At 57.5% G+C, this 18,343-nt stretch carries 17 protein-coding genes and 1 riboswitch; of the genes, 8 read left to right on the top strand and 9 right to left on the bottom strand.

From position 1 onward, the window contains the following. Positions 1-3: 3 nt before the first annotated feature. Together cimA and radC are read left to right on the top strand one after the other, a co-directional pair. Entirely contained in the window at positions 4-1,611 is a 1,608-nt protein-coding gene (gene cimA / locus CPAR_RS03210; RefSeq protein ID WP_012501881.1) for a citramalate synthase, read from the top strand. Between the two features lie 121 nt (positions 1,612-1,732). Then, positions 1,733-2,401, top strand: coding sequence for a RadC family protein (gene radC / locus CPAR_RS03205; RefSeq protein WP_012501880.1), 669 nt, complete (start codon positions 1,733-1,735; stop codon positions 2,399-2,401). A 141-nt stretch (positions 2,402-2,542) separates the two neighbouring features. Here radC and CPAR_RS03200 read toward each other — a convergent pair whose 3' ends face one another. Continuing rightward, positions 2,543-2,809 (bottom strand): cold-shock protein, encoded by a 267-nt coding sequence (locus CPAR_RS03200; protein WP_012501879.1) that lies wholly within the window; start codon positions 2,807-2,809, stop codon positions 2,543-2,545. Between the two features lie 137 nt (positions 2,810-2,946). Between CPAR_RS03200 and CPAR_RS03195 the strand changes: the two genes are divergently transcribed. The 3 genes from CPAR_RS03195 (at position 2,947) to serS (ending at position 5,575) form a co-directional block, all read left to right on the top strand. Beyond that, positions 2,947-3,672 carry an SDR family oxidoreductase gene (locus CPAR_RS03195; protein ID WP_012501878.1) on the top strand — a complete coding sequence of 242 codons (726 nt, stop codon included), beginning with the start codon at positions 2,947-2,949 and terminating at the stop codon, positions 3,670-3,672. 140 nt (positions 3,673-3,812) lie between these two features. Then, positions 3,813-4,271 (top strand): GatB/YqeY domain-containing protein, encoded by a 459-nt coding sequence (locus tag CPAR_RS03190; protein WP_012501877.1) that lies wholly within the window; start codon positions 3,813-3,815, stop codon positions 4,269-4,271. A gap of 20 nt (positions 4,272-4,291) precedes the next feature. Further along, positions 4,292-5,575 carry a serine--tRNA ligase gene (gene serS, locus CPAR_RS03185; protein ID WP_012501876.1) on the top strand — a complete coding sequence of 428 codons (1,284 nt, stop codon included), beginning with the start codon at positions 4,292-4,294 and terminating at the stop codon, positions 5,573-5,575. Positions 5,576-5,655: 80 nt separating this feature from the next. On the opposite strand, the gene metX is transcribed toward serS, so the two are convergent. Next, complete coding sequence (metX, locus tag CPAR_RS03180; protein WP_012501875.1) at positions 5,656-6,726, bottom strand: homoserine O-acetyltransferase MetX; 1,071 nt, start codon at positions 6,724-6,726, stop codon at positions 5,656-5,658. After that, positions 6,723-8,012, bottom strand: coding sequence for an O-acetylhomoserine aminocarboxypropyltransferase/cysteine synthase family protein (locus tag CPAR_RS03175; RefSeq protein WP_012501874.1), 1,290 nt, complete (start codon positions 8,010-8,012; stop codon positions 6,723-6,725). The genes metX and CPAR_RS03175 overlap by 4 nt, the downstream gene beginning before the upstream one ends. A 106-nt stretch (positions 8,013-8,118) precedes the next feature. Beyond that, positions 8,119-8,227, bottom strand: a riboswitch (SAM riboswitch). Between the two features lie 112 nt (positions 8,228-8,339). Here CPAR_RS03175 and rsmB point away from each other — a divergent pair. Together rsmB and xerD are read left to right on the top strand one after the other, a co-directional pair. After that, positions 8,340-9,626: a 16S rRNA (cytosine(967)-C(5))-methyltransferase RsmB gene (gene rsmB, locus CPAR_RS03170; RefSeq protein ID WP_012501873.1), complete on the top strand. Its 1,287-nt coding sequence runs from the start codon at positions 8,340-8,342 to the stop codon at positions 9,624-9,626. 2 nt (positions 9,627-9,628) lie between these two features. Then, complete coding sequence (xerD, locus tag CPAR_RS03165; RefSeq protein WP_012501872.1) at positions 9,629-10,543, top strand: site-specific tyrosine recombinase XerD; 915 nt, start codon at positions 9,629-9,631, stop codon at positions 10,541-10,543. A 131-nt stretch (positions 10,544-10,674) separates the two neighbouring features. On the opposite strand, the gene CPAR_RS03160 is transcribed toward xerD, so the two are convergent. Further along, positions 10,675-12,072: an RtcB family protein gene (locus CPAR_RS03160; protein ID WP_012501871.1), complete on the bottom strand. Its 1,398-nt coding sequence runs from the start codon at positions 12,070-12,072 to the stop codon at positions 10,675-10,677. 233 nt (positions 12,073-12,305) lie between these two features. Between CPAR_RS03160 and CPAR_RS03155 the strand changes: the two genes are divergently transcribed. Then, positions 12,306-12,785 carry a YbhB/YbcL family Raf kinase inhibitor-like protein gene (locus tag CPAR_RS03155; RefSeq protein WP_041466252.1) on the top strand — a complete coding sequence of 160 codons (480 nt, stop codon included), beginning with the start codon at positions 12,306-12,308 and terminating at the stop codon, positions 12,783-12,785. A gap of 115 nt (positions 12,786-12,900) precedes the next feature. Here CPAR_RS03155 and CPAR_RS03150 read toward each other — a convergent pair whose 3' ends face one another. The 5 genes from CPAR_RS03150 to CPAR_RS03130 form a co-directional block, all read right to left on the bottom strand. After that, a complete protein-coding gene (locus CPAR_RS03150) occupies positions 12,901-13,359 on the bottom strand; it encodes a DUF2721 domain-containing protein (RefSeq protein WP_012501869.1) in 459 nt (152 codons plus the stop codon). 14 nt (positions 13,360-13,373) lie between these two features. Continuing rightward, the gene (locus tag CPAR_RS03145; RefSeq protein ID WP_012501868.1) at positions 13,374-14,783 is read right to left on the bottom strand and encodes an MBL fold metallo-hydrolase RNA specificity domain-containing protein; all 1,410 of its coding nucleotides are present in this window, start codon (positions 14,781-14,783) and stop codon (positions 13,374-13,376) included. Between the two features lie 163 nt (positions 14,784-14,946). Next, the gene (locus CPAR_RS03140; RefSeq protein ID WP_041466114.1) at positions 14,947-16,872 is read right to left on the bottom strand and encodes a DEAD/DEAH box helicase; all 1,926 of its coding nucleotides are present in this window, start codon (positions 16,870-16,872) and stop codon (positions 14,947-14,949) included. Positions 16,873-17,263: 391 nt separating this feature from the next. Next, the gene (gene thpR / locus CPAR_RS03135) at positions 17,264-17,812 is read right to left on the bottom strand and encodes an RNA 2',3'-cyclic phosphodiesterase (RefSeq protein ID WP_012501866.1); all 549 of its coding nucleotides are present in this window, start codon (positions 17,810-17,812) and stop codon (positions 17,264-17,266) included. After that, positions 17,812-18,213: an archease gene (locus CPAR_RS03130; RefSeq protein WP_012501865.1), complete on the bottom strand. Its 402-nt coding sequence runs from the start codon at positions 18,211-18,213 to the stop codon at positions 17,812-17,814. The genes thpR and CPAR_RS03130 overlap by 1 nt, the downstream gene beginning before the upstream one ends. Positions 18,214-18,343 lie beyond the last annotated feature (130 nt).

Raw genomic sequence — 18,343 nt, 5'->3', positions numbered from 1 at the left:
ACGATGACAATCGAACTGTACGACACCACCCTGCGTGACGGCACGCAGGGTGAACACATCAATCTTTCGGTTCAGGACAAGCTCCTGATCGCCGAGCGGCTCGACGAGTTCGGCGTGGACTACATCGAGGGCGGCTGGCCAAGCAGCAATCCAAAAGATGAGGAGTTCTTCCTGAAAGCCAGAAAGCTCAACCTGCGCCATGCCCGCATGGCTGCTTTTGGCTCGACGGCACGCGCGCTGGACAACATCGAAGGCGACCCGAACCTGCTCGGACTGATCGGCTCCGAAACGCCGGTCATCACCATTTTCGGTAAAACCTGGAAGGCACACTCCTCCAAGGGGCTCGGACTTTCGGATGACGAAAATGCGGAACTGATCTACCGTTCGGTGCAGTTTCTCGTCGCAGAGGGGCGCGAAGTCTTCTTCGACGCCGAACACTTTTTCGATGGCTGGAAAGACAACGCAGCTTTTGCCGAACGAATGATCAACGCGGCAGTCGAGGCCGGTGCAAGCCGCATCGTGCTCTGCGATACCAATGGCGGCTCGATGCCGCACGAGGTGACGGAGATCGTCAAGCGGGTGCGTGAAATCGTTTCGGTGCCGGTAGGTATTCACGCGCACAACGACAGCGACATGGCCGTAGCCAACTCCATCGAAGCGGTCAGGGCTGGAGCCACGCAGGTGCAGGGCACCATGAACGGCATCGGCGAGCGTTGCGGCAACGCCAATCTGGTGAGCATCATCCCGAACCTCATGCTCAAGCTCGACAGTGAGTTCAGCAATGTGCGGGATCTGAAGCAACTCACCTCGATGTCGAAGTTTGTGTATGAAATCCTGAACCTCCCGCCTGACTCCAAGGCGCCGTTCGTCGGCAAATCAGCCTTTGCGCACAAAGGCGGCATCCACGTCAGCGCGGTGATGAAGGAGAGTTCGCTCTACGAGCATATCGATCCGGCACTGGTCGGCAACCGCCAGCGCGTGCTGGTCTCCGAACTTGCCGGGCAGAGCAACATCCGCTACAAGGCGCAGGAACTCGGCATTCCGCTGCCTGATGACAACTCCCTGTTCAGAAACCTGGTCAATCAAATCAAGAAGCTTGAACACCAGGGCTACCAGTTCGACGGAGCCGAAGCCTCGTTTGAACTGATCCTGCGCCGCGAGCTTGGCCAGTTCAGCCCCTATTTCGAGGTGCTGGAATCGAAGGTACACATCGAAAACGGCCTTGATGTACGGGCCGTCGATCAGGCTGTGCTGAAGGTTGCCGTCGGCGATGAAGTCGAGATGACCGTCTCGGACGGCGATGGCCCGGTCAACGCACTCGACAAGGCGCTGCGCAAAGCGCTTCGAGGTTTCTACCCCGAAATCCGTACGATCAAGCTGATCGACTACAAGGTTCGCGTACTCGAAGAGAAGCAGGGAACAAGCGCCAAGGTGAGGGTACTCATCGAAACCAGCGATGGCCAGACCACCTGGGGCACGGTCGGCGTCTCGACCAACATCATCGAGGCCAGTCTTCAGGCGCTTAAAGACAGCCTGAACTACTACCTCTTCACAAACCATTCGAAGGCAACCACAGCCGTTCCAGCCGAAGAAGCCGTCCGGAACAGCTGATCCGAAGAACTTCCGCTGTCAGCATCCCCCTCGCTGACAGCGAGCCTTCCCATTTGCATTTCTCGCCGATAACGCCTTATCTTGCAAGTAATTTCACACTCCTGACCCCTACAGGACACTCATGCGAATTCACGACATCGACCCGGACAACCGGCCCAGAGAACGTTTTCTCCGCTCCGGCAAGGAAGCCCTGAGCCCGGCAGAGTTGCTGGCACTTATCCTGCGCTCGGGCACACCGAACCTCAATATTATCGATACCTGCAACCAGCTCATTGCAGAGCACAGCCTCGAAGGCCTCGCTGATCTTTCGCTTCATGAACTGCAAAAAATACCGGGCATAGGCCAAGCCAAAGCCATGCAGATCGCAGCCGTCTTTGAACTGCACCGCCGCATCCGTTTTGCAAAAAACATAAACCGGAAAATACAGGGTGCGCAAGATGTGTTTGAGTACATGCAGGGGCGCATTCCCGACGAATCGAAAGAGCACCTGTTCGTCCTGTTCCTCAACACGAAAAACAGGATTCTCAGTCACGAATCCGTTACCGTAGGCACGCTGACCTCCTCGCTCATCCATCCAAGAGAGATCTTCAAAGCAGCGATTCGCCAGAGTGCGCACTCTATCATTTTGGTGCACAACCACCCATCTGGCGATGTGCAGCCAAGCAACGCCGACAAACAGGTCACCTCGATTCTGAAAAAATCAGGCGACCTGCTCCAGATAGCGCTGCTGGACCATGTCATCGTGGGAAACGACGACTGGTTCAGCTTCAGGGATCACTCACTGCTCTGAACAATTACTCTTCTTAATGACAACATGCTGGCAATTCTGAGGAGAGGGAACCTGGCTGTGAACCGGATACCTCAGATGAGAGTCATTTCCTGAAAAGCAGTCTGGGAAACTGTCTGAAACGATCTCGGTTAGACACCAGTTTTAATTCGATTGAACCTCGTTTACAGCGGGGTTCAGCGGAGTGACGGTCATGTCCGGAGATGAAAGTTCACGGACACTCTTAGCCTGAAGACCTTTCTGCGTTTTGTCAAGTTCATACTCGACTTCAGAGTCCTGATTCAAAACTTTAAAACTCTGATCGGAAATGATGGCTGAAAAGTGGACAAAAATATCTTCTCCCCCATCCGGATTCAGGATAAAACCGTACCCTTTTTTGCCATCAAACCACTTAACTTTACTTTTAGCCATGATGACACCTTAAGGTTAATATTAACAGTGAATTTACTCACTAATATAGAATATTTCGTCAATTAGCGCAATACCCGCACAAACTCCCGTCTATTTTACTCCAAAAGTATATAAACCCCTATCATCTGCTCGTAATTATGAAACATATCATTCTCATCACAGGTGCAGGCAAAGGAATCGGCAGAGCGATCGCCCTTGAATTCGCCAAAGCCGCGAAGTATAATCCGGATTTTGAACCAGTGCTGGTACTCTCTTCACGAACCCGAAACGACCTGGATGCTCTTGCGCGTGAATGCCCAGCCGAAGGTGCCGAGACCGACATTATAACAGCAGACCTGTCGAAAATCGATGAGGTGCGTCAATTGGCCGATCATATCATCAATCGTTACGGCACCATCGACTGCCTGGTCAACAATGCGGGAGTCGGGCGCTTCAAACCGCTCGAAGAGTTGACCGAAGAGGATTTCGACGCCACGATGAACACCAACCTGAAAGGAACCTTTTTCCTCACCCAGATGCTTTTCGCATCCATGCAAAAGAGACGCTCCGGCCACATTTTCTTCATCACCTCGGTGGCTGCTGAAAAAGCTTTTGAAACATCGTCCATCTACAGTATGTCCAAATTTGGCCAGAGAGGACTGGTGGAAGCCCTGCGCCTGCATGCAAGAAAGTGCAACGTCAGGATCACCGACGTCATGCCTGGAGCCGTCGTAACCCCGATGTGGGGAGAAGTAAGCGATGAGATGCAAGCGGTGATGATGAGGCCTGAAGACATTGCCACTCCAATCGTGCAAGCCTACTTCCAGCCAGCGAGAACAACCGTCGAGGAGATCGTGCTACGCCCCACCGCTGGAGATCTGTAGAAGAAACAAGTGAACGAGATAGACGCACTGGATAAGCCAGACGGGGCATCCTGCATTAGTCAATTGACCATTGTCAATTATCAATTATTCCTCTTATCTTCAGGTTCTTCAACGCAATCACCACTGAACACACCATCACCATGAGTCTCAAGGAACGAATCGACCGGGAAATGAAAGAGGCGCTCAAAAGCGGCGATAAAACCCGCCTCAATACCATTCGCTCAATCCGCGCCGCGCTGCTGGAAAAAGAGGTCTCGATCAGGGTTGGCGGCAAAGGTGAGCTCAGCGAAGAGCAGGAGCTTGAAGTCGTGATGGGGCTTGCCAAACGGCGGCGTGACGCCATCGAGCAGTTCACGGCGGGCAACCGTCCCGATCTGGCCGAAAACGAAGCTGCTGAACTGGCGGTGCTTGAGGAATACCTTCCGAAACAGCTTTCCGACGAAGAGGTAGAAGCCGCGATTCGCGACATCGTGACCCAGACAGGCGCCGCGTCGATGAAAGATATGGGCAAGGTCATGGGCCTGGCCATGAAAGCGCTCAAGGGCAAAGCCGACGGCGGCAAAGTCCAGAACCTCGTCAAAGCCATCCTCTCAGCCTAACCACCATTTGCCGAAAAACCATGCTCGATATTTCTTATATCCGTCAGAATCCGGAAGAAGTAAAAGAGATGCTGCGACGCCGTCAGCAGAGCGACGACGCGCCAAAGGTTGACCGCCTGCTTGAACGCGATGCAGAGCGCAAGGCGATGGTTCAGCGAACCGACGACCTGAAGGCGCTGCGCAACCGCGTCTCCAAAGAGATCGCCAACATCAAGCGCACCGGTCAGGGATCGGGCGAAGAGCTGATCAGTCAGATGAAGGAGGTTTCTGATCAGATTGCCGATCTTGATCTTGGCCTCTCAACGCTTGAAGGCGAGATTGAGGAGTTGCTGCTCACCCTGCCCAACAAGCTGCACGAAAGCGTCCCTGAAGGACGTTCCGCTGATGAAAATATCCTCTACAAAGGCCCGGTTTCGTTCGAGCACAATCTGGATTTTCCGGTCAAGGATCACTTGGAACTTGGCAAAAGCCTCGGCCTGCTCGACTTCGAACGCGGCGCAAAAATCACCGGCGCGGGCTTTCCGGTCTATACCGGTAAAGGCGCAAGGCTTGAACGTGCGCTCATCAACTTCATGCTCGACACTCACTCCGCGAACCACGGCTACACCGAGGTGTTTCCGCCATTCATGGTGAACAAGGAGTCGCTCAGGGGCACCGGCCAGTGGCCCAAGTTCGCCGACCAGGTCTACCACATGCCCGAGGACGGCCTGTACGCCATCCCGACCGCCGAAGTGCCGGTAACGAACCTGCATCGCGGCGAGATGCTCGAAGACGACAAGCTGCCTATCGCCTATGCCGCCTACTCGGCCTGCTTCCGCCGCGAGGCTGGCAGCTACGGGAAGGACACTCGCGGCTTCCTGCGGGTGCACCAATTCAACAAGGTGGAGATGGTACGCTTCACCCGCCCTGAAAAATCGTACGAAGCACTGGAAGAGATTCTCAGCCATGCCGAAGCAATTCTCTGCGCGCTGAAGATCCCCTACCGTGTCATCACGCTCTGCAGCGGCGACATCAGCGCCAACGCAGCCAAGTGCTACGACATCGAGGTTTGGTCGCCCGCCGAGAACAAATATCTCGAAGCATCGAGCGTTTCGAACTTCGAGGACTACCAAGCACGCCGCTCGAACATTCGCTTCAAACCGGGAGGCAAAGGCAAACCGGAGTTCGTGCACACCCTCAACGGCTCCGGACTGGCGACCTCACGCCTGATGGTCTCACTGCTCGAACACTACCAGACCGCCGACGGCAAAATTATGGTGCCGGAGGTTCTGCGACCGTACACTGGATTCGACGTGATTGAGTAAAAAGTGGACGACGTGGAAAGGATAGACAAGAAAGCGAGGCGCGGGAACACCGCGCCTCTTTCATTATCAACTATCAACTGTCAATTGTCAACTATCAACTGCCTCTTGAATTCACAGGCCATACGGCTTACCGTGTCGGTGTCGATCAGGAAAGCATCGTGGCCGTAGGGCTCGTCGAGGAAAAGCAGACGTGAACCCGGAATCAGACGAGCGAGCTCTTCCTGCTCCTGTTTGGGGTAGAGGATGTCCGAATCGATGGAAAGAATCTCCACCGGCATTGTGAATGCTCCGAGCGCCGCTTCGTAGGACTCTCTGCCACGCCCGAGATCGTGCATATCCATAGCTCTGGTGAGAGTGATGTAGGTGTTGGCGTCGAAACGTCCGACCAGCTTGTCGCCCTGATGGCGCATGTAGCTTTCGGCCTCGAACAGGCCATCTTCGCGCTGCTCACGACCGAATCGCTCCTCATAGTTCTCGAAGCAGCGGTAGGTGCACATTGCCATCATCCGCGCGGCGGCGAGCCCTTTGCGCGGCTGCTGGGCCGGATCGTACCAGCCGCCCTGCCACTCCGCATCGGCGGCAATCGCCTGCCGCTGCGCCTCGCTCTGCGCGATGCACCACGCCGAATGGCGGCCGGAAATGCCCATCGGCATCAGCGCCCCGGCCATCTCCGGATACATCGCGCCCCATTCGAGCACCTGCATCCCGCCAAGCGACGCGCCGATCACGAGCTTGATCTTCTCGATACCAAACGACTGCAACAGCAGGCGCTGCGCGGCGACCATGTCTCGAATGGTGATGCGCGGGAAATCTGGCCCGTACCGCTTGCCGCTCTTCGGATTGAGCGACAGCGGCCCGGTCGAGCCGTAGCAGCTCCCGATCACGTTGCTGCAGATGATGAAATCCTTCGTCTCGTCGAAAGCCTTGCCCTCGCCGAACATGCCGCGCCACCAGCTATCTGCATCGGCGTTGCCGGTCAGGGCGTGGCAGACGAGAATGACGTTGCTTTTCTGTGCGTTCAACGTGCCCCAGGTTCGATAGGCAATCTTCAATTCCGGCAGCTCTCCACCCAGTTCGAGCGGGAAAGGATCGTATGATTTGAAGGAGCTGGTACTGTCGGAAATGATCGGTATATACTCCATCTGGGTCATGCTAAATTCTCGAATGCCTGGCTGAAATCAGCCTTGATGTCATCGATATGCTCGATGCCGACCGACACGCGAACCATGTCCTCAGTCACGCCCGCCGACTTCTGCTCTTCGGCGCTGAGCTGCTGATGCGTCGTCGAAGCGGGATGAATCACCAGCGTCTTGGCGTCGCCAACGTTGGCCAGGTGGCTGGCCAGCTTCACGCTGTCGATGAATTTCACCGCTTTTTCGTAGCCACCCTTCACACCGAAGGTAAGCACGCAACCGAAACCGTGCGTGAGGTATTTTTTGGCCAGCTCGTGGGTCGGATGGCTTTCGAGACCCGGATAGTTCACCCAAGCGACCGCGTCGTGCGACTGGAGCCAGCGGGCCAATGCGAGCGTGTTGTCGAGGTGACGCTCAACGCGGAGCGAGAGGGTTTCGAGGCCCTGCAACAGCATGAAGGAGTTGAACGGGCTGATCGCCGGGCCGAAGTCCCGCAGCCCCTCGACCCGCGCCCGCGCGATGAAGGCCAGATCGCCGACCGCTTCGTAAAACTTCAGACCGTGGTACCCTTCCGAAGGCTCCGTGAAGAGCGGAAACTTGCCATTGCCCCAGTCGAACGTGCCCGCATCGACGATGATACCACCCATCGAGGTACCGTGCCCGCCGATCCATTTCGTAGCCGACTCGACGACGATGGACGCGCCGTGATCGATCGGGCGACAGAGATAACCCGCGCAGCCGAAGGTATTATCGACAATAAGCGGAATCCCGTTCTCGCGCGCGATTGCGGCCACCGCGTCAAAATCGGGCACGTTGAACGCCGGGTTGCCGATCGACTCCATGTACAGCGCCTTGGTGTTCTCGTCGATAGCACGCCTGAACGCCTCCGGATCGTTGACGTCCACGAACTTCACCTCGATACCGAGACGCTTGAACGCCACCTTGAACTGGTTGTAGGTGCCGCCGTACAGAGAGCTTGACGAAACGATGTTGTCACCCGCCTGACAGATGGTGGCGATGGTGATGAACTGCGCCGAGTGGCCGCTCGCCACGCCGAGGGCCGCCTTGCCCCCTTCGAGCGCTGCCATGCGCTTTTCGAGCACATCGGTGGTCGGGTTCATCAGGCGCGTGTAGATGTTGCCCGGCTTGCGAAGCGCGAACAGATCGGCCCCGTGCTCGGCATTCTCGAACACATACGACGTGGTCTGGTAAATCGGCACCGCTCGCGATCCGGTCACCGGATCGGGCTCCTGACCGGCGTGGACCTGCAAAGTCTCGAACCGGTAGCTGTTGTCCTTGGTCATGGCTAAAAATCGATGGTTTGAAGCTCTCGCGCAGCAGGGGTAAGTGAGGGATCGGTTATACCGAGGGGAAGCGATGAAGAGAAGTATGAACTCAACGGGGATGCATACATCATCTTTCCCGGAATTCCTCCGGGATGGATTTGGCACCTCTCATAGGTGATATGAAGGTTGCCAAGGCTTCGCAGGGCCAGTCCCTCCGCCTTTCTGGATGATAGCTCGAAATCTGAAAAAGAACGTTCAAGTTTCAGGAATCTACGACAGGGGATGCTATTTTACAAGCAGTTGCCACCCGCTTTCAGGAAAAACACCGCCCAGCATTCTCCGCCTATGACCGCACGTGAAATCGCCCTCCGCGTCCTCATCGACCTCGACGGAATGAAGAAATCCGAAGAGCTGCTCAACCGGATGCTCGAACGCTCCAGCCTTGAGCGAAACGACCGTGCGCTTGCGCGAGAGCTGGTTGCAGGCACCCTGAAATACCGGCTGCAATGCGACTTCGTGATCGAACGATTTTACCGGCACGATTATGCGAAGGCCGCCGAAGTGCTCAAGCACATCCTGCGGCTTGGCGTGTACCAGCTCCTGCACCTCGACCGCGTGCCCCGCTCGGCAGCGGTGAACGAATCGGTCAAACTCGCCCGCAAATTCAAGGGCGAACATCTGGCAAAGCTGGTCAACGGCCTGTTGCGCAACCTCTCGAAGGCGACAATCGATCTGGAAGGCTGGACGGCCGACTTGCCCGAAGCCAAACGACTGTCGATCCTGTACTCCTACCCGGAGTGGCTGACCAGCCGATGGATCGCCAACTACGGAGCTGAAACCGCTGCAAAGATGCTCGCCTACGGGAACCAGCCGCCCGCAACCGCCTACCGGATCAACCTGCTGAAGTCCGATCCCGAGACGCTGCTCGCCACACCTGAGCTTTCGGATGCGAAGCGGGTTTCAGACGACGAAGGGCTCGGCAGCTTCTTTTTCTCGAAGTCATTCGACCGCATGGAGCCGCTGCTGCGAGATGGCGTCGTCAGCGTACAAAACCCGACGCAGGGACTCGCTTGCCTGCTCGCTGCACCGCAACCGGGCAGCACGGTGGTCGATTTATGCGCCGCGCCGGGCGGCAAATCGACCTTCATGGCCGAACTGATGCAGAATCGCGGGCGCATCATCGCCCTCGACCGCACGCCCGCCAAAGTCGAACGCCTCGCATCGAATGCGCAGGCACTCGGCATCACCATCATCGAGCCGCGAGAGGGCGACGCGCTGACGTTCGAGCTGGAAGGGGCTGTGGATACCGTCCTGCTCGACGCGCCCTGCACCGGCACCGGCGTGCTGGGCCGCCGCGCTGAGCTGCGCTGGCGCACCACGCCCGAAAAGCTCTGGGAGCTGGTCGAGCTGCAAGCCGCGATGCTTGACCACGCAGCTTCGCTGCTCCCGGCCGGCGGCGTGCTCGTCTACGCCACCTGCTCGGTCGAACCCGAGGAGAACGAACAGCAGGCCGAGGCCTTCCTGAAACGCCACCCCGAGTTCGTAGCTGAACAATCGCGACTGACGTTGCCCGGCGCACACGAAGGGTTCGACGGAGGTTTTGCCGTACGTTTCCGGAAAACGGAGAGCTGAAAATGCCCGCACTTCAAGAACCGTGGCGCGGAACGCTCGATACCTTTCTGAACTACCTCACCATCGAGCGCAACTTTTCAGGCAACACCAGAGAGTCTTACCTGAACGACCTCGGACGCTACCTCGCCCATTTGCAGGGGCAACAGGTGAAGCCCGAAGAAGCCACGCCCGACCACATCCGGCAGTTCATCGAAGAATTGCACGACATTGGCCTCGAAGCAAGCTCGGTTGCACGAAACATCTCGGCCATCCGCTCATACCACAAGTTCCTGCTCGCCGAGCGAATCGCGCAAGCCAATCCTGCCGAAAATATCCACCAGCCAAAACTCGCGCGCACCCTGCCCTCGGTGTTGACCGTCGAGGAGATGATGGCACTGCTCGAAGCCCCGCTCAGGCGACACCCGCCCGGCAGCTTCATGCTGCGCGACAAAGCGATGCTCGAACTGCTCTACGCCACCGGCATCCGGGTCAGCGAACTGATCGGTCTGGGCAAATTGAATTTGTATCTGGATGAGGGATTCATCAGGGTCTTCGGCAAAGGCTCCAAAGAGCGGCTTGTGCCTGTGGGAAGAAACGCCACGAAATGGCTCAAGCGCTATCTTGAAGAGCTTCGACCCGGCATGGTCAGCGCAACGTCGAAGGATGTGCTCTTTCTGAACTCACGCGGCGGCAAACTCTCGCGCATGTCCGCGTGGAACATCGTGCGCCAGCACGCCATCATCGCCGGCATCGAAAAGCCGATCAGCCCGCACACCTTCCGCCACTCCTTCGCAACCCACCTGCTCGAAGGCGGGGCTGACCTGCGCGCCGTTCAGGAGATGCTCGGCCACAGCTCCATCATCGCCACCCAGATCTACACCCACATCGACCGCTCGTTCGTCAAGGAAGTACACAGAACATTCCACCCGAGAGGGTAAAATCAGTTGACAATAATGAGCGGCGGTCATGCAGCCTGTTAGGAGTAACTCCCCATCCATCGAAATGATGGGCGTACTGCCCTTAAAGTTTTTTCTTCGCCAACTATCAACTGTCAACTATCAACTGCACCCTACCCTTTCATAATCCCCACCGGCACCAGCTTGGCAACCTTACGGGCGATGCCAGCCGACACGACCGTGCTGACAACATCGTCGATATCCTTGTAGGCCCGCGGCGCTTCTTCAGCGAGGCCCGCCAGTGACCCGGCCTGCACGGAAACGCCCATCGCTTCAAGCTCCCGCCTGAGCTGACCGCCTTGCACCAGATGCTTGGCCTTCTTCCTCGACATCCGCCGCCCGGCGCCGTGGCACGACGAGCCGAAGCTTTCACGCATCGAAGCAGGCGCGCCTTCCAGCACGAAAGACGCCGTTCCCATGCTGCCGGGAATAATCACCGGCTGGCCTGGAAAGGCGCGGGTCGCCCCCTTGCGGTGCACGAGAAGCTGGCGGCTTTGGCCATCGATTTCGTGGGTTTCGACCTTGGCGATGTTGTGCGCCACGTCATAGACCACGCGCAATGGCGAACTGCCGATGACCGCTTTCCACGCCTGACGGATCTCCCATGTGATGAGCTGACGATTCGACCACGCGAAGTTTGCTCCAGCAGACATGGCGCTGAAGTACTCCTGACCCTCGGCGGAGCGGAACGGCACGCAACACAGTTCGCGGTCGGGCACGGTGATACCGTACATTGGCATCGCGCGATTCATGACGCGGATGAAATCGGTGGCAATCTGGTGGCCCAGTCCACGTGAGCCGGTGTGGAGCTGAATGACCACCTGCCCCTCGAAAAGCCCCATGCGCCCAGCAGCATCGCAGTCGTAAATCGTGTCGATCCGGTCGATCTCGACAAAGTGGTTACCCGCCCCCATCGTGCCGAGCTGATCCCGTCCCCGCTGCTTTGCGTGCTCGGAAACCTTCGACGCATCAGCCGCATCGAGCACGCCACCCGACTCGATGTGGCCGAGGTCTTCCGGCTCTCCGTACCCAAACTCAACCATGCGAGGCGCTCCATCGCGAAGCACCTGATCGAGCTGTTTCGATGAAAAGGTGATCTGGTTGCCATGCCCAACGCCGGAAGGAACCTGCCGGTAAATCTCCCTTGCAAGCTCTCCGATGCTGTCGCGGAGCTCCTCGAAGCGTTCACTGGAAGCCAGGAGGCGAACGCCGCAGTTGATGTCGTAACCGATACCGCCCGGCGAAATGACCCCCTCGTCAAGATCGAACGCCGCCACTCCCCCGATCGGAAAGCCATACCCTTCGTGAATGTCCGGCATAGCCAGCGCGTAGCCGACGATGCCCGGCAGGGTCGCCACATTTACAAGCTGTTCGAGAGAGCGGTCGGCAAGAATCTGGTCGAGCATCGCCTCGGAAGCGTAAAAGCGCGCCGGAACCCGCATATCGCTCCGGTACGAACGTGGAATTTCCCACAGCCGCTCTTCAATTTCCCTGATCGACGATCGTTTCATCACCGGCTCCACTGAGGCTTTCTTGACGTGACAACGAGTAAGTAACCTGAACCAACAGCCAAGGGTAAGCGTTCCTGTGAAAAGCCGCCATCCGGCAGGCCGTGCAACCGGAAATGCAACAACACACCATTGCCATGATGAACCTGCCCATAATCCGCGCCATGCTGGCCGCATTCATCGCAATACTGACGCTGATGCCCACCACGCTCAACGCCGCTCAGAAAGGAGGAGCCATGACCTTTGAACTTACCTCACCGGCATTCCGACATGGAGAACCAATCCCGGAACAATACACCTGCGAAGGCCGGAACATCTCACCACCACTCGCCTGGAAAAACCTGCCCAAAGGCACCAAAAGCCTCGTGCTCATTGTAGACGATCCGGACGCACCCGACCCGGCAGCCCCAAAATTCACCTGGGTGCATTGGGTACTCTACAACATTCCTCCGGAGACAACGGAACTTGCGGAAGGAGCTGGAAATCGGCCTGCCGAGGCCGGAATGCTGGAAGGATTCAGCAGTTGGAACCGTGGAGGCTACGGAGGCCCTTGCCCGCCCATCGGCACCCATCGCTACTTTTTCAAACTTTACGCGCTCGACACCGTGCTCGACGACATGCTCTCACCACTCAAAGCCGACATCGAAGCCGCGATGCAAGGCCATATCCTCAGTGAAGCGGTAATGATGGGAACCTACAAGAAGAAAGGTAACTGACAGTGGCCGTTGTGGACTTGGAGGATAAAGGATAATTGGTAATTGTCGATGTGTTTCGAGAAAAACCCTCTCTCACCCCATTATCAACTATCAATTGTCAATTGTCAATTGTCAACTATCCATTCTTCTTCTGATGCCCCTCGAACTCGATACGGAGTGCTGAAAGTGTGAGATTTACATCGAAGAGAAACAGCACGAGTGAGACGATCAGGCAGATCATGCTGATGATGAACACGATCGAAACCAGCAACGGCAGATCGAAATGCAACAGGCTGGTGAGAAAAAGCAGGATGATGAGCGTGGCCGCACCGAGGCAACTTGCCACAGCCAGCATGATGGCGCTCCGCACGTAAAGGGCACGCCTCCAGAGCACATCGATTTCGCGGTCGATGCGGCTTTTGTCCACGCCGAACAGCCGGTCCCCCTGCTCCAACAGTTCTCGCGAGCGGTCGATGATTCTCGCCAGGCGGTTCGACATGGTGAGCAAGAGCAGACCGAGCCCGGAGATCAGAATCACCGGGCCTATGGCGGTTTGCAGAACGGGAACCAGTTCGTGAATGGTCTTGATGGTCATTGGTATTGAATATGTTATTCAGACTCCGCCCGGCTTAGCACGTTCGAGAGCAGATCGAGCCGGTCGCCGGGCTGCGGAATGAGCGCGTCAACGGCAAGTTCGTCGTGCAGAAACCCCTGGAACGACTGCTTGGCTCCATCTTCGCCATGCACGATCATCACCTTCGGCGACCCGGCCCTTGTCTTCAGCCAGCGCAGGAGGTCGGCGCGATCGCCATGCGCCGACAGGCCGCCGACCGTGTGCAGTTGCACCTGCACGCGATACATTCTCCCGTGCAGCGACACCTCCTTGTTTCCAGCCACGATCTCCCTGCCAAGCGTGCCTTCGGCCTGAAAGCCGGTGATGATGAGGTGGCACTCGGAGCGTTCGATATTGCGTTTCAGATGATGCAGGATGCGGCCGCCGTTGCACATGCCACTGCCTGCGATGATGATGGCCCCCTGATGGAGTTCGTTGATCTTCATCGATTCCTCCACCGTGCGGGTCATATGAAGGTTATCGACAGGCGGCATCCTTCGCATCTGACTGCGGAAAAGCCGCGCCTCCGCATCCCACAACTCTTCGTAATGCCAGTAAATGCGGCTCGCCTCGATCGCCATCGGGCTGTCGAGGAACACCTGCCATTTGTCAAGCCCCCACTCTTTGTAATGCTCGCCGAACAGGTAGAGCAACTCCTGGCTGCGGCCGATTGAAAAGGCTGGGATCAAGATGTTGCCGCAGTCGCGACATGCCGTTTCGATGATCTCGCCGAGCTCGGTCACAGTCTTGTCGAAATCGCGGTGCAGCCGGTCGCCGTAGGTGCTTTCGACGATCACCGTATCGGCCTGACCGATAGCTTCCGGATCGTTGAGAATCGGCGAATCGTACTGGCCGAGGTCGCCGCTGAACACCACGGTGCGAGTGTTTTCGCCCTCCGTGATCTCAAGCTTGACGAACGCCGAAGCGAGAATGTGGCCCGCATCATAGAGCGTCACGGCAATGCCCGGCAGAATTTCGCGCCGCTCGCCGTAGCCCACGCCGGTCATGTTTCTGACGCATTGCAGCGCCTCATCGACCGTGTAGAGCGGCTCGGCATGCTGATGGCCGTGCTTTCGCATGAACCGGGCGTCGTGCTCTGAAAGCATCGCCGAATCCCTGAGCAGAACTCTGCACAGATCGATCGTGCCGTGATGGGTGTAGATCGGCCCCTTGAAGCCCCGTTTGACCAGTTGCGGCAGGCGTCCTGAGTGGTCGATATGGCCGTGACTGAGCACCACGGCATCGATGTCGGAAGGCTCAAACGGAAAAGGCTCACGGTTCAGCACCTCAACGTCGTGGCTCCCCTGCACCAGTCCGCAATCGAGCAGCACCGTGTAGCCGCCAGCCCGCAAAATGTGACAGGAACCCGTCACCCTTTTCGTCGCCCCGTAGAATTCAATTTCCATGATCGCCCCCGTGTTTTGATGAACCGGTTTTCCGGCAGACCGGATGAGCCAAGAGCCTTTTTAAAATGTACGAAGCCCCGGTGTGGAAAAGCAAAAAGCCCGACGCGATGTCACCATAACGTCAGGCTTTCAACTCTTGAACCGGGCAAATGGCAAATATCAATCAGTCGCCCATGCGCTTCTTTTTTCTGCCGGAAGAAAAGCCTGTAAAGAATGGTTTACCATCCTTTTTCTGACGTCCTCCCGAAGACTTGCCGAAGCTCTTTTTGCGGTCGCCACCAAAACTGCGGTCGCCGCCGCGATCTTTTCCAAAGCTGCGGTTACCACCGCGATCGCCACCAAATCCACGATCTTGACGGTCGCCATAACCACCCTGATGCTCATCCATTTTCGAGACCCTGAGCTGGCGTCCGCAAACCCTGACTTTCTTGAGCTCCTGGAACACGTCGTTCGGCATTCCCGCTGGAAGCTCGACCGTGCTGTACTGCTCGTTGATGGTGATGCGTCCGACCGCTTCGGGATCGAGACCGATCTCGTTGATGATCGCCCCGGCGATATTTCCCGGCTTGACATCGTGCATCCTGCCCACTTCGATGCGGTAGGTCTCCATCTTTTCGTCGGAGTAGAGCCCGCCCTTGCGCTGCTTTTTCGGCTCGCGCTCGTGGCGGTCGTCGTCACGGAACGAATCGCGGCGTGGCTCCCGGTCGTTGCGCTGCTCACGCTCGTCGCGGCGCTCCCGGCGTTCGCGCTCGGGCTTCGGAGAAAGCAGGAATGGCTCGTCGCCCTGCATCAGCTTGGCCAGTGCAGCGGCAGCTTCGAGCTCGGAAACGTCATGCTCCTGGCAATACTGCCCGATCATGCTGACGTAGAACTCAAGGTCTTCGGCAGCGATGGTATCGGTAATGCGCTGCTTGAACTTGGCGATACGCTTGTCGTTGACCGTCTCGGTCGAGGGCAGTTCCATCTTGTCGATGCGCTTGCGGGTGGCTCGCTCGATGGCGAAGAGCATCCCGCGCTCTCTCGGTGAAACGAACAGGATCGCCTCGCCGCTGCGCCCGGCACGGCCGGTTCTGCCGATGCGGTGCACGTAAGATTCGGTGTCGGTCGGAATGTCGTAGTTGATGACGTGGCTGATGCGATCGACGTCGAGGCCGCGCGCGGCGACGTCGGTGGCAATAACGATGTTCAGCGTGCCATCCTTGAGCTGCTCGATGGTGCGCTCGCGAGCCGACTGCACCATGTCGCCGTTCAGGGCGGCAGCCAGATAGCCACGCGCCTGAAGCTTTTCGGCAAGGTTCACCGTCTCGGTCTTGGTGCGCACGAAGATGATGATGCCGTCGAACGGCTCCACTTCGAGAATGCGCGTCAATGCGTCGAGCTTGTGGTGGCCACCGACCATCCAGTAGCGCTGACGAATCGTCTCGACCGTCGTGGTCTTGGCCTGAATGGTGATTTCAGCCGGAGCCTTCAGATACTTGCGGGCGATGCGCAGAATCGGCTGCGGCATGGTTGCCGAGAAAAGCGCCACCTGGCGGCTTTCCGGGGTCTGGTCGAGAATCCACTCGACATCGTCGATAAAGCCCATACGAAGCATCTCATCGGCCTCGTCGAGCACCAGGCATTTCAAACCGTCGAGGTTCAGCGTGCCCTTGCGCATGTGATCCATCACGCGGCCCGGAGTACCGACCACGACGTGCACGCCGCGCTTGAGCATCCGGATCTGCACACCGTAATCCTGCCCGCCGTAGATCGGCAACACGTGAAAGTCCGGCATGAACTCGGCGTAGGTGTGGAACGCTTCGGCCACCTGAATGGCCAGTTCGCGGGTCGGGGCGAGCACAAGCACCTGCGGATCGCTCAACGAAAGATCGATATTGGAAAGCGTCGGCAACGCAAACGCCGCCGTCTTTCCGGTGCCGGTCTGCGCCTGGCCCAGCACGTCGCGGCCTTCGAGAAGCAACGGAATCGTGTTGGCCTGAATGGGAGTCGGAGTTTCATAACCAACCGCTTCAAGTGCCTGAAGCAGAGGTTCAGCCAGTTGGAGGCTGCGGAAGTTCAAAGATTGCTCTTGCTGTTCTTGCTCGTTCATAGTCTCTTTCCATGTCATTAATGAAAGCACCGCCACGTCGTAAGCAACTTGCTTGCCACGTCGTTACCGTGCCCGTAAAAAGCCCTTTTCGCGGGGCGTACGTGGCCGTAATGCTGGAAAGAAGAGAAATGAAGAGGGGTCTCACATCAGTCCTGTGGCAGGAGGGTTCCCGCCATCGATCCATCGCAATCAGCAGGAAAATGGCTAACTCAGCCGGATTTCCTGGCTCTTTCTTGGCATCATCACCACATCACAAAAACACCTGACCGATCAGGTTTGCACACAAAGCAAAGAAAACGCAAACAGATCGAATCATCGTTAATCGGGCATCATGATACGATTTTATTCTGCCAAAGAAGAATTTCTTTTTTAAAGAGAGCAAACGTCGAACTCAAAACGCCCCACCCGTCAGCGTGAACCGGCACAATTCACGGTACTCGGCGCCGCCGGGTTTGAGGATTGATTCGTAGAGACAGAGCGAATCGAGCGTGCCCGTCCACACCACCTGTTCACGCAGTTTGCGGACGCCCATCGTGCCGTAATCGCGCAAATTGAACCGGGCGATGGTCAGATGCAAAAGGAACGACTTGCGGGACTCTCCCGGCGCTCCTGACGCCGCGAGAAGCCTTCCGGAAAACTCCGGCATCCCGGTGGGCGCTTTTCCGGTAGCCCAGACAAGCCTCGGGCGACGCGAATCGGGGCCAAACGAAACGCGCTCGAACGTGACCTCGAAAGGCGCTTGCCGCGTGGCCTCGTCCTGCAAGGCGCGGCAAACCGCATCGACATCGACGCACGGCCACGGCGGCACCATCGTGAGGTGCAGATTTTCCGGTTTGACCCAGCGCACCTTCAGTTCACGATGCGACTGCCGGAACTCCATCGCCGCTTCAGCCAGGTCACGACTCGTAGGCAACCCCACGAAAACCCTTCTGCCGTCCATCAGATATCCATCAGCACCATTGCCATCCACGAACCATCGGCACGCTCTTCGACCTTCGCGCCATGATAGGTCACCGCCTTGATCTCGTCCCGCGCACCGCTGATGGATTTGCCGACAAAGGAGCCTTCGACAAACGTGGCGCTGATCGACCGGATGACAAGCGCGTCGTACGCTTCGCGATGAATCTGGGAGAGCGTGAGCGCTTCGTTGAGCAGATCGACCAGCACGGCCGTGCGATCGGGCGCATCGATCCTGAACGGGCGCTCGACTTGCTCCGTCCCCCACTCCGGCCCGATCCACTCCGTCATGGCGCGCAACGCCTCGCCGAGCAGCTCGGCAAAGCTCCCGGCGGTCACCTCGAAGCACAGATCGGCGGTATGTTCAAGCTGGCAAAACGGCATGTTCCTGTATTTCGGTATTGATGTTTGCTGCTCTCATCAATGTAAAAAACACCGAACCGGAATTGCAGCATCAGCTTGCCATCCCGCGCCTTGCACTTTTTTTATTACCTTGAGCATAGCATCTATCCAT

Origin of the sequence: Chlorobaculum parvum NCIB 8327, from assembly GCF_000020505.1 — a bacterium.
Taxonomy (GTDB): Bacteria; Bacteroidota; Chlorobiia; order Chlorobiales; family Chlorobiaceae; genus Chlorobaculum; species Chlorobaculum parvum_A.
Note: the sequence above shows the minus strand (reverse complement) of the source record. Positions and strands in the feature narration are given on the sequence as shown.

What these genes read in the sequence shown, in the direction of transcription:
- radC (WP_012501880.1), top strand. Translation starts at nt 1,733, where the DNA reads ATGCGAATTCACGACATCGACCCGGACAACCGGCCCAGAGAACGTTTT.
- CPAR_RS03190 (WP_012501877.1), top strand. Translation starts at nt 3,813, where the DNA reads ATGAGTCTCAAGGAACGAATCGACCGGGAAATGAAAGAGGCGCTCAAA.
- CPAR_RS03150 (WP_012501869.1), bottom strand. Translation starts at nt 13,359, where the DNA reads ATGACCATCAAGACCATTCACGAACTGGTTCCCGTTCTGCAAACCGCC.
- CPAR_RS03145 (WP_012501868.1), bottom strand. Translation starts at nt 14,783, where the DNA reads ATGGAAATTGAATTCTACGGGGCGACGAAAAGGGTGACGGGTTCCTGT.
- CPAR_RS03140 (WP_041466114.1), bottom strand. Translation starts at nt 16,872, where the DNA reads ATGAACGAGCAAGAACAGCAAGAGCAATCTTTGAACTTCCGCAGCCTC.
- cimA (WP_012501881.1), top strand. Translation starts at nt 4, where the DNA reads ATGACAATCGAACTGTACGACACCACCCTGCGTGACGGCACGCAGGGT.
- CPAR_RS03130 (WP_012501865.1), bottom strand. Translation starts at nt 18,213, where the DNA reads ATGCCGTTTTGCCAGCTTGAACATACCGCCGATCTGTGCTTCGAGGTG.
- metX (WP_012501875.1), bottom strand. Translation starts at nt 6,726, where the DNA reads ATGACCCAGATGGAGTATATACCGATCATTTCCGACAGTACCAGCTCC.
- CPAR_RS03155 (WP_041466252.1), top strand. Translation starts at nt 12,306, where the DNA reads ATGACCTTTGAACTTACCTCACCGGCATTCCGACATGGAGAACCAATC.
- xerD (WP_012501872.1), top strand. Translation starts at nt 9,629, where the DNA reads ATGCCCGCACTTCAAGAACCGTGGCGCGGAACGCTCGATACCTTTCTG.
- CPAR_RS03195 (WP_012501878.1), top strand. Translation starts at nt 2,947, where the DNA reads ATGAAACATATCATTCTCATCACAGGTGCAGGCAAAGGAATCGGCAGA.
- rsmB (WP_012501873.1), top strand. Translation starts at nt 8,340, where the DNA reads ATGACCGCACGTGAAATCGCCCTCCGCGTCCTCATCGACCTCGACGGA.
- CPAR_RS03200 (WP_012501879.1), bottom strand. Translation starts at nt 2,809, where the DNA reads ATGGCTAAAAGTAAAGTTAAGTGGTTTGATGGCAAAAAAGGGTACGGT.
- thpR (WP_012501866.1), bottom strand. Translation starts at nt 17,812, where the DNA reads ATGGACGGCAGAAGGGTTTTCGTGGGGTTGCCTACGAGTCGTGACCTG.
- CPAR_RS03160 (WP_012501871.1), bottom strand. Translation starts at nt 12,072, where the DNA reads ATGAAACGATCGTCGATCAGGGAAATTGAAGAGCGGCTGTGGGAAATT.
- CPAR_RS03175 (WP_012501874.1), bottom strand. Translation starts at nt 8,012, where the DNA reads ATGACCAAGGACAACAGCTACCGGTTCGAGACTTTGCAGGTCCACGCC.
- serS (WP_012501876.1), top strand. Translation starts at nt 4,292, where the DNA reads ATGCTCGATATTTCTTATATCCGTCAGAATCCGGAAGAAGTAAAAGAG.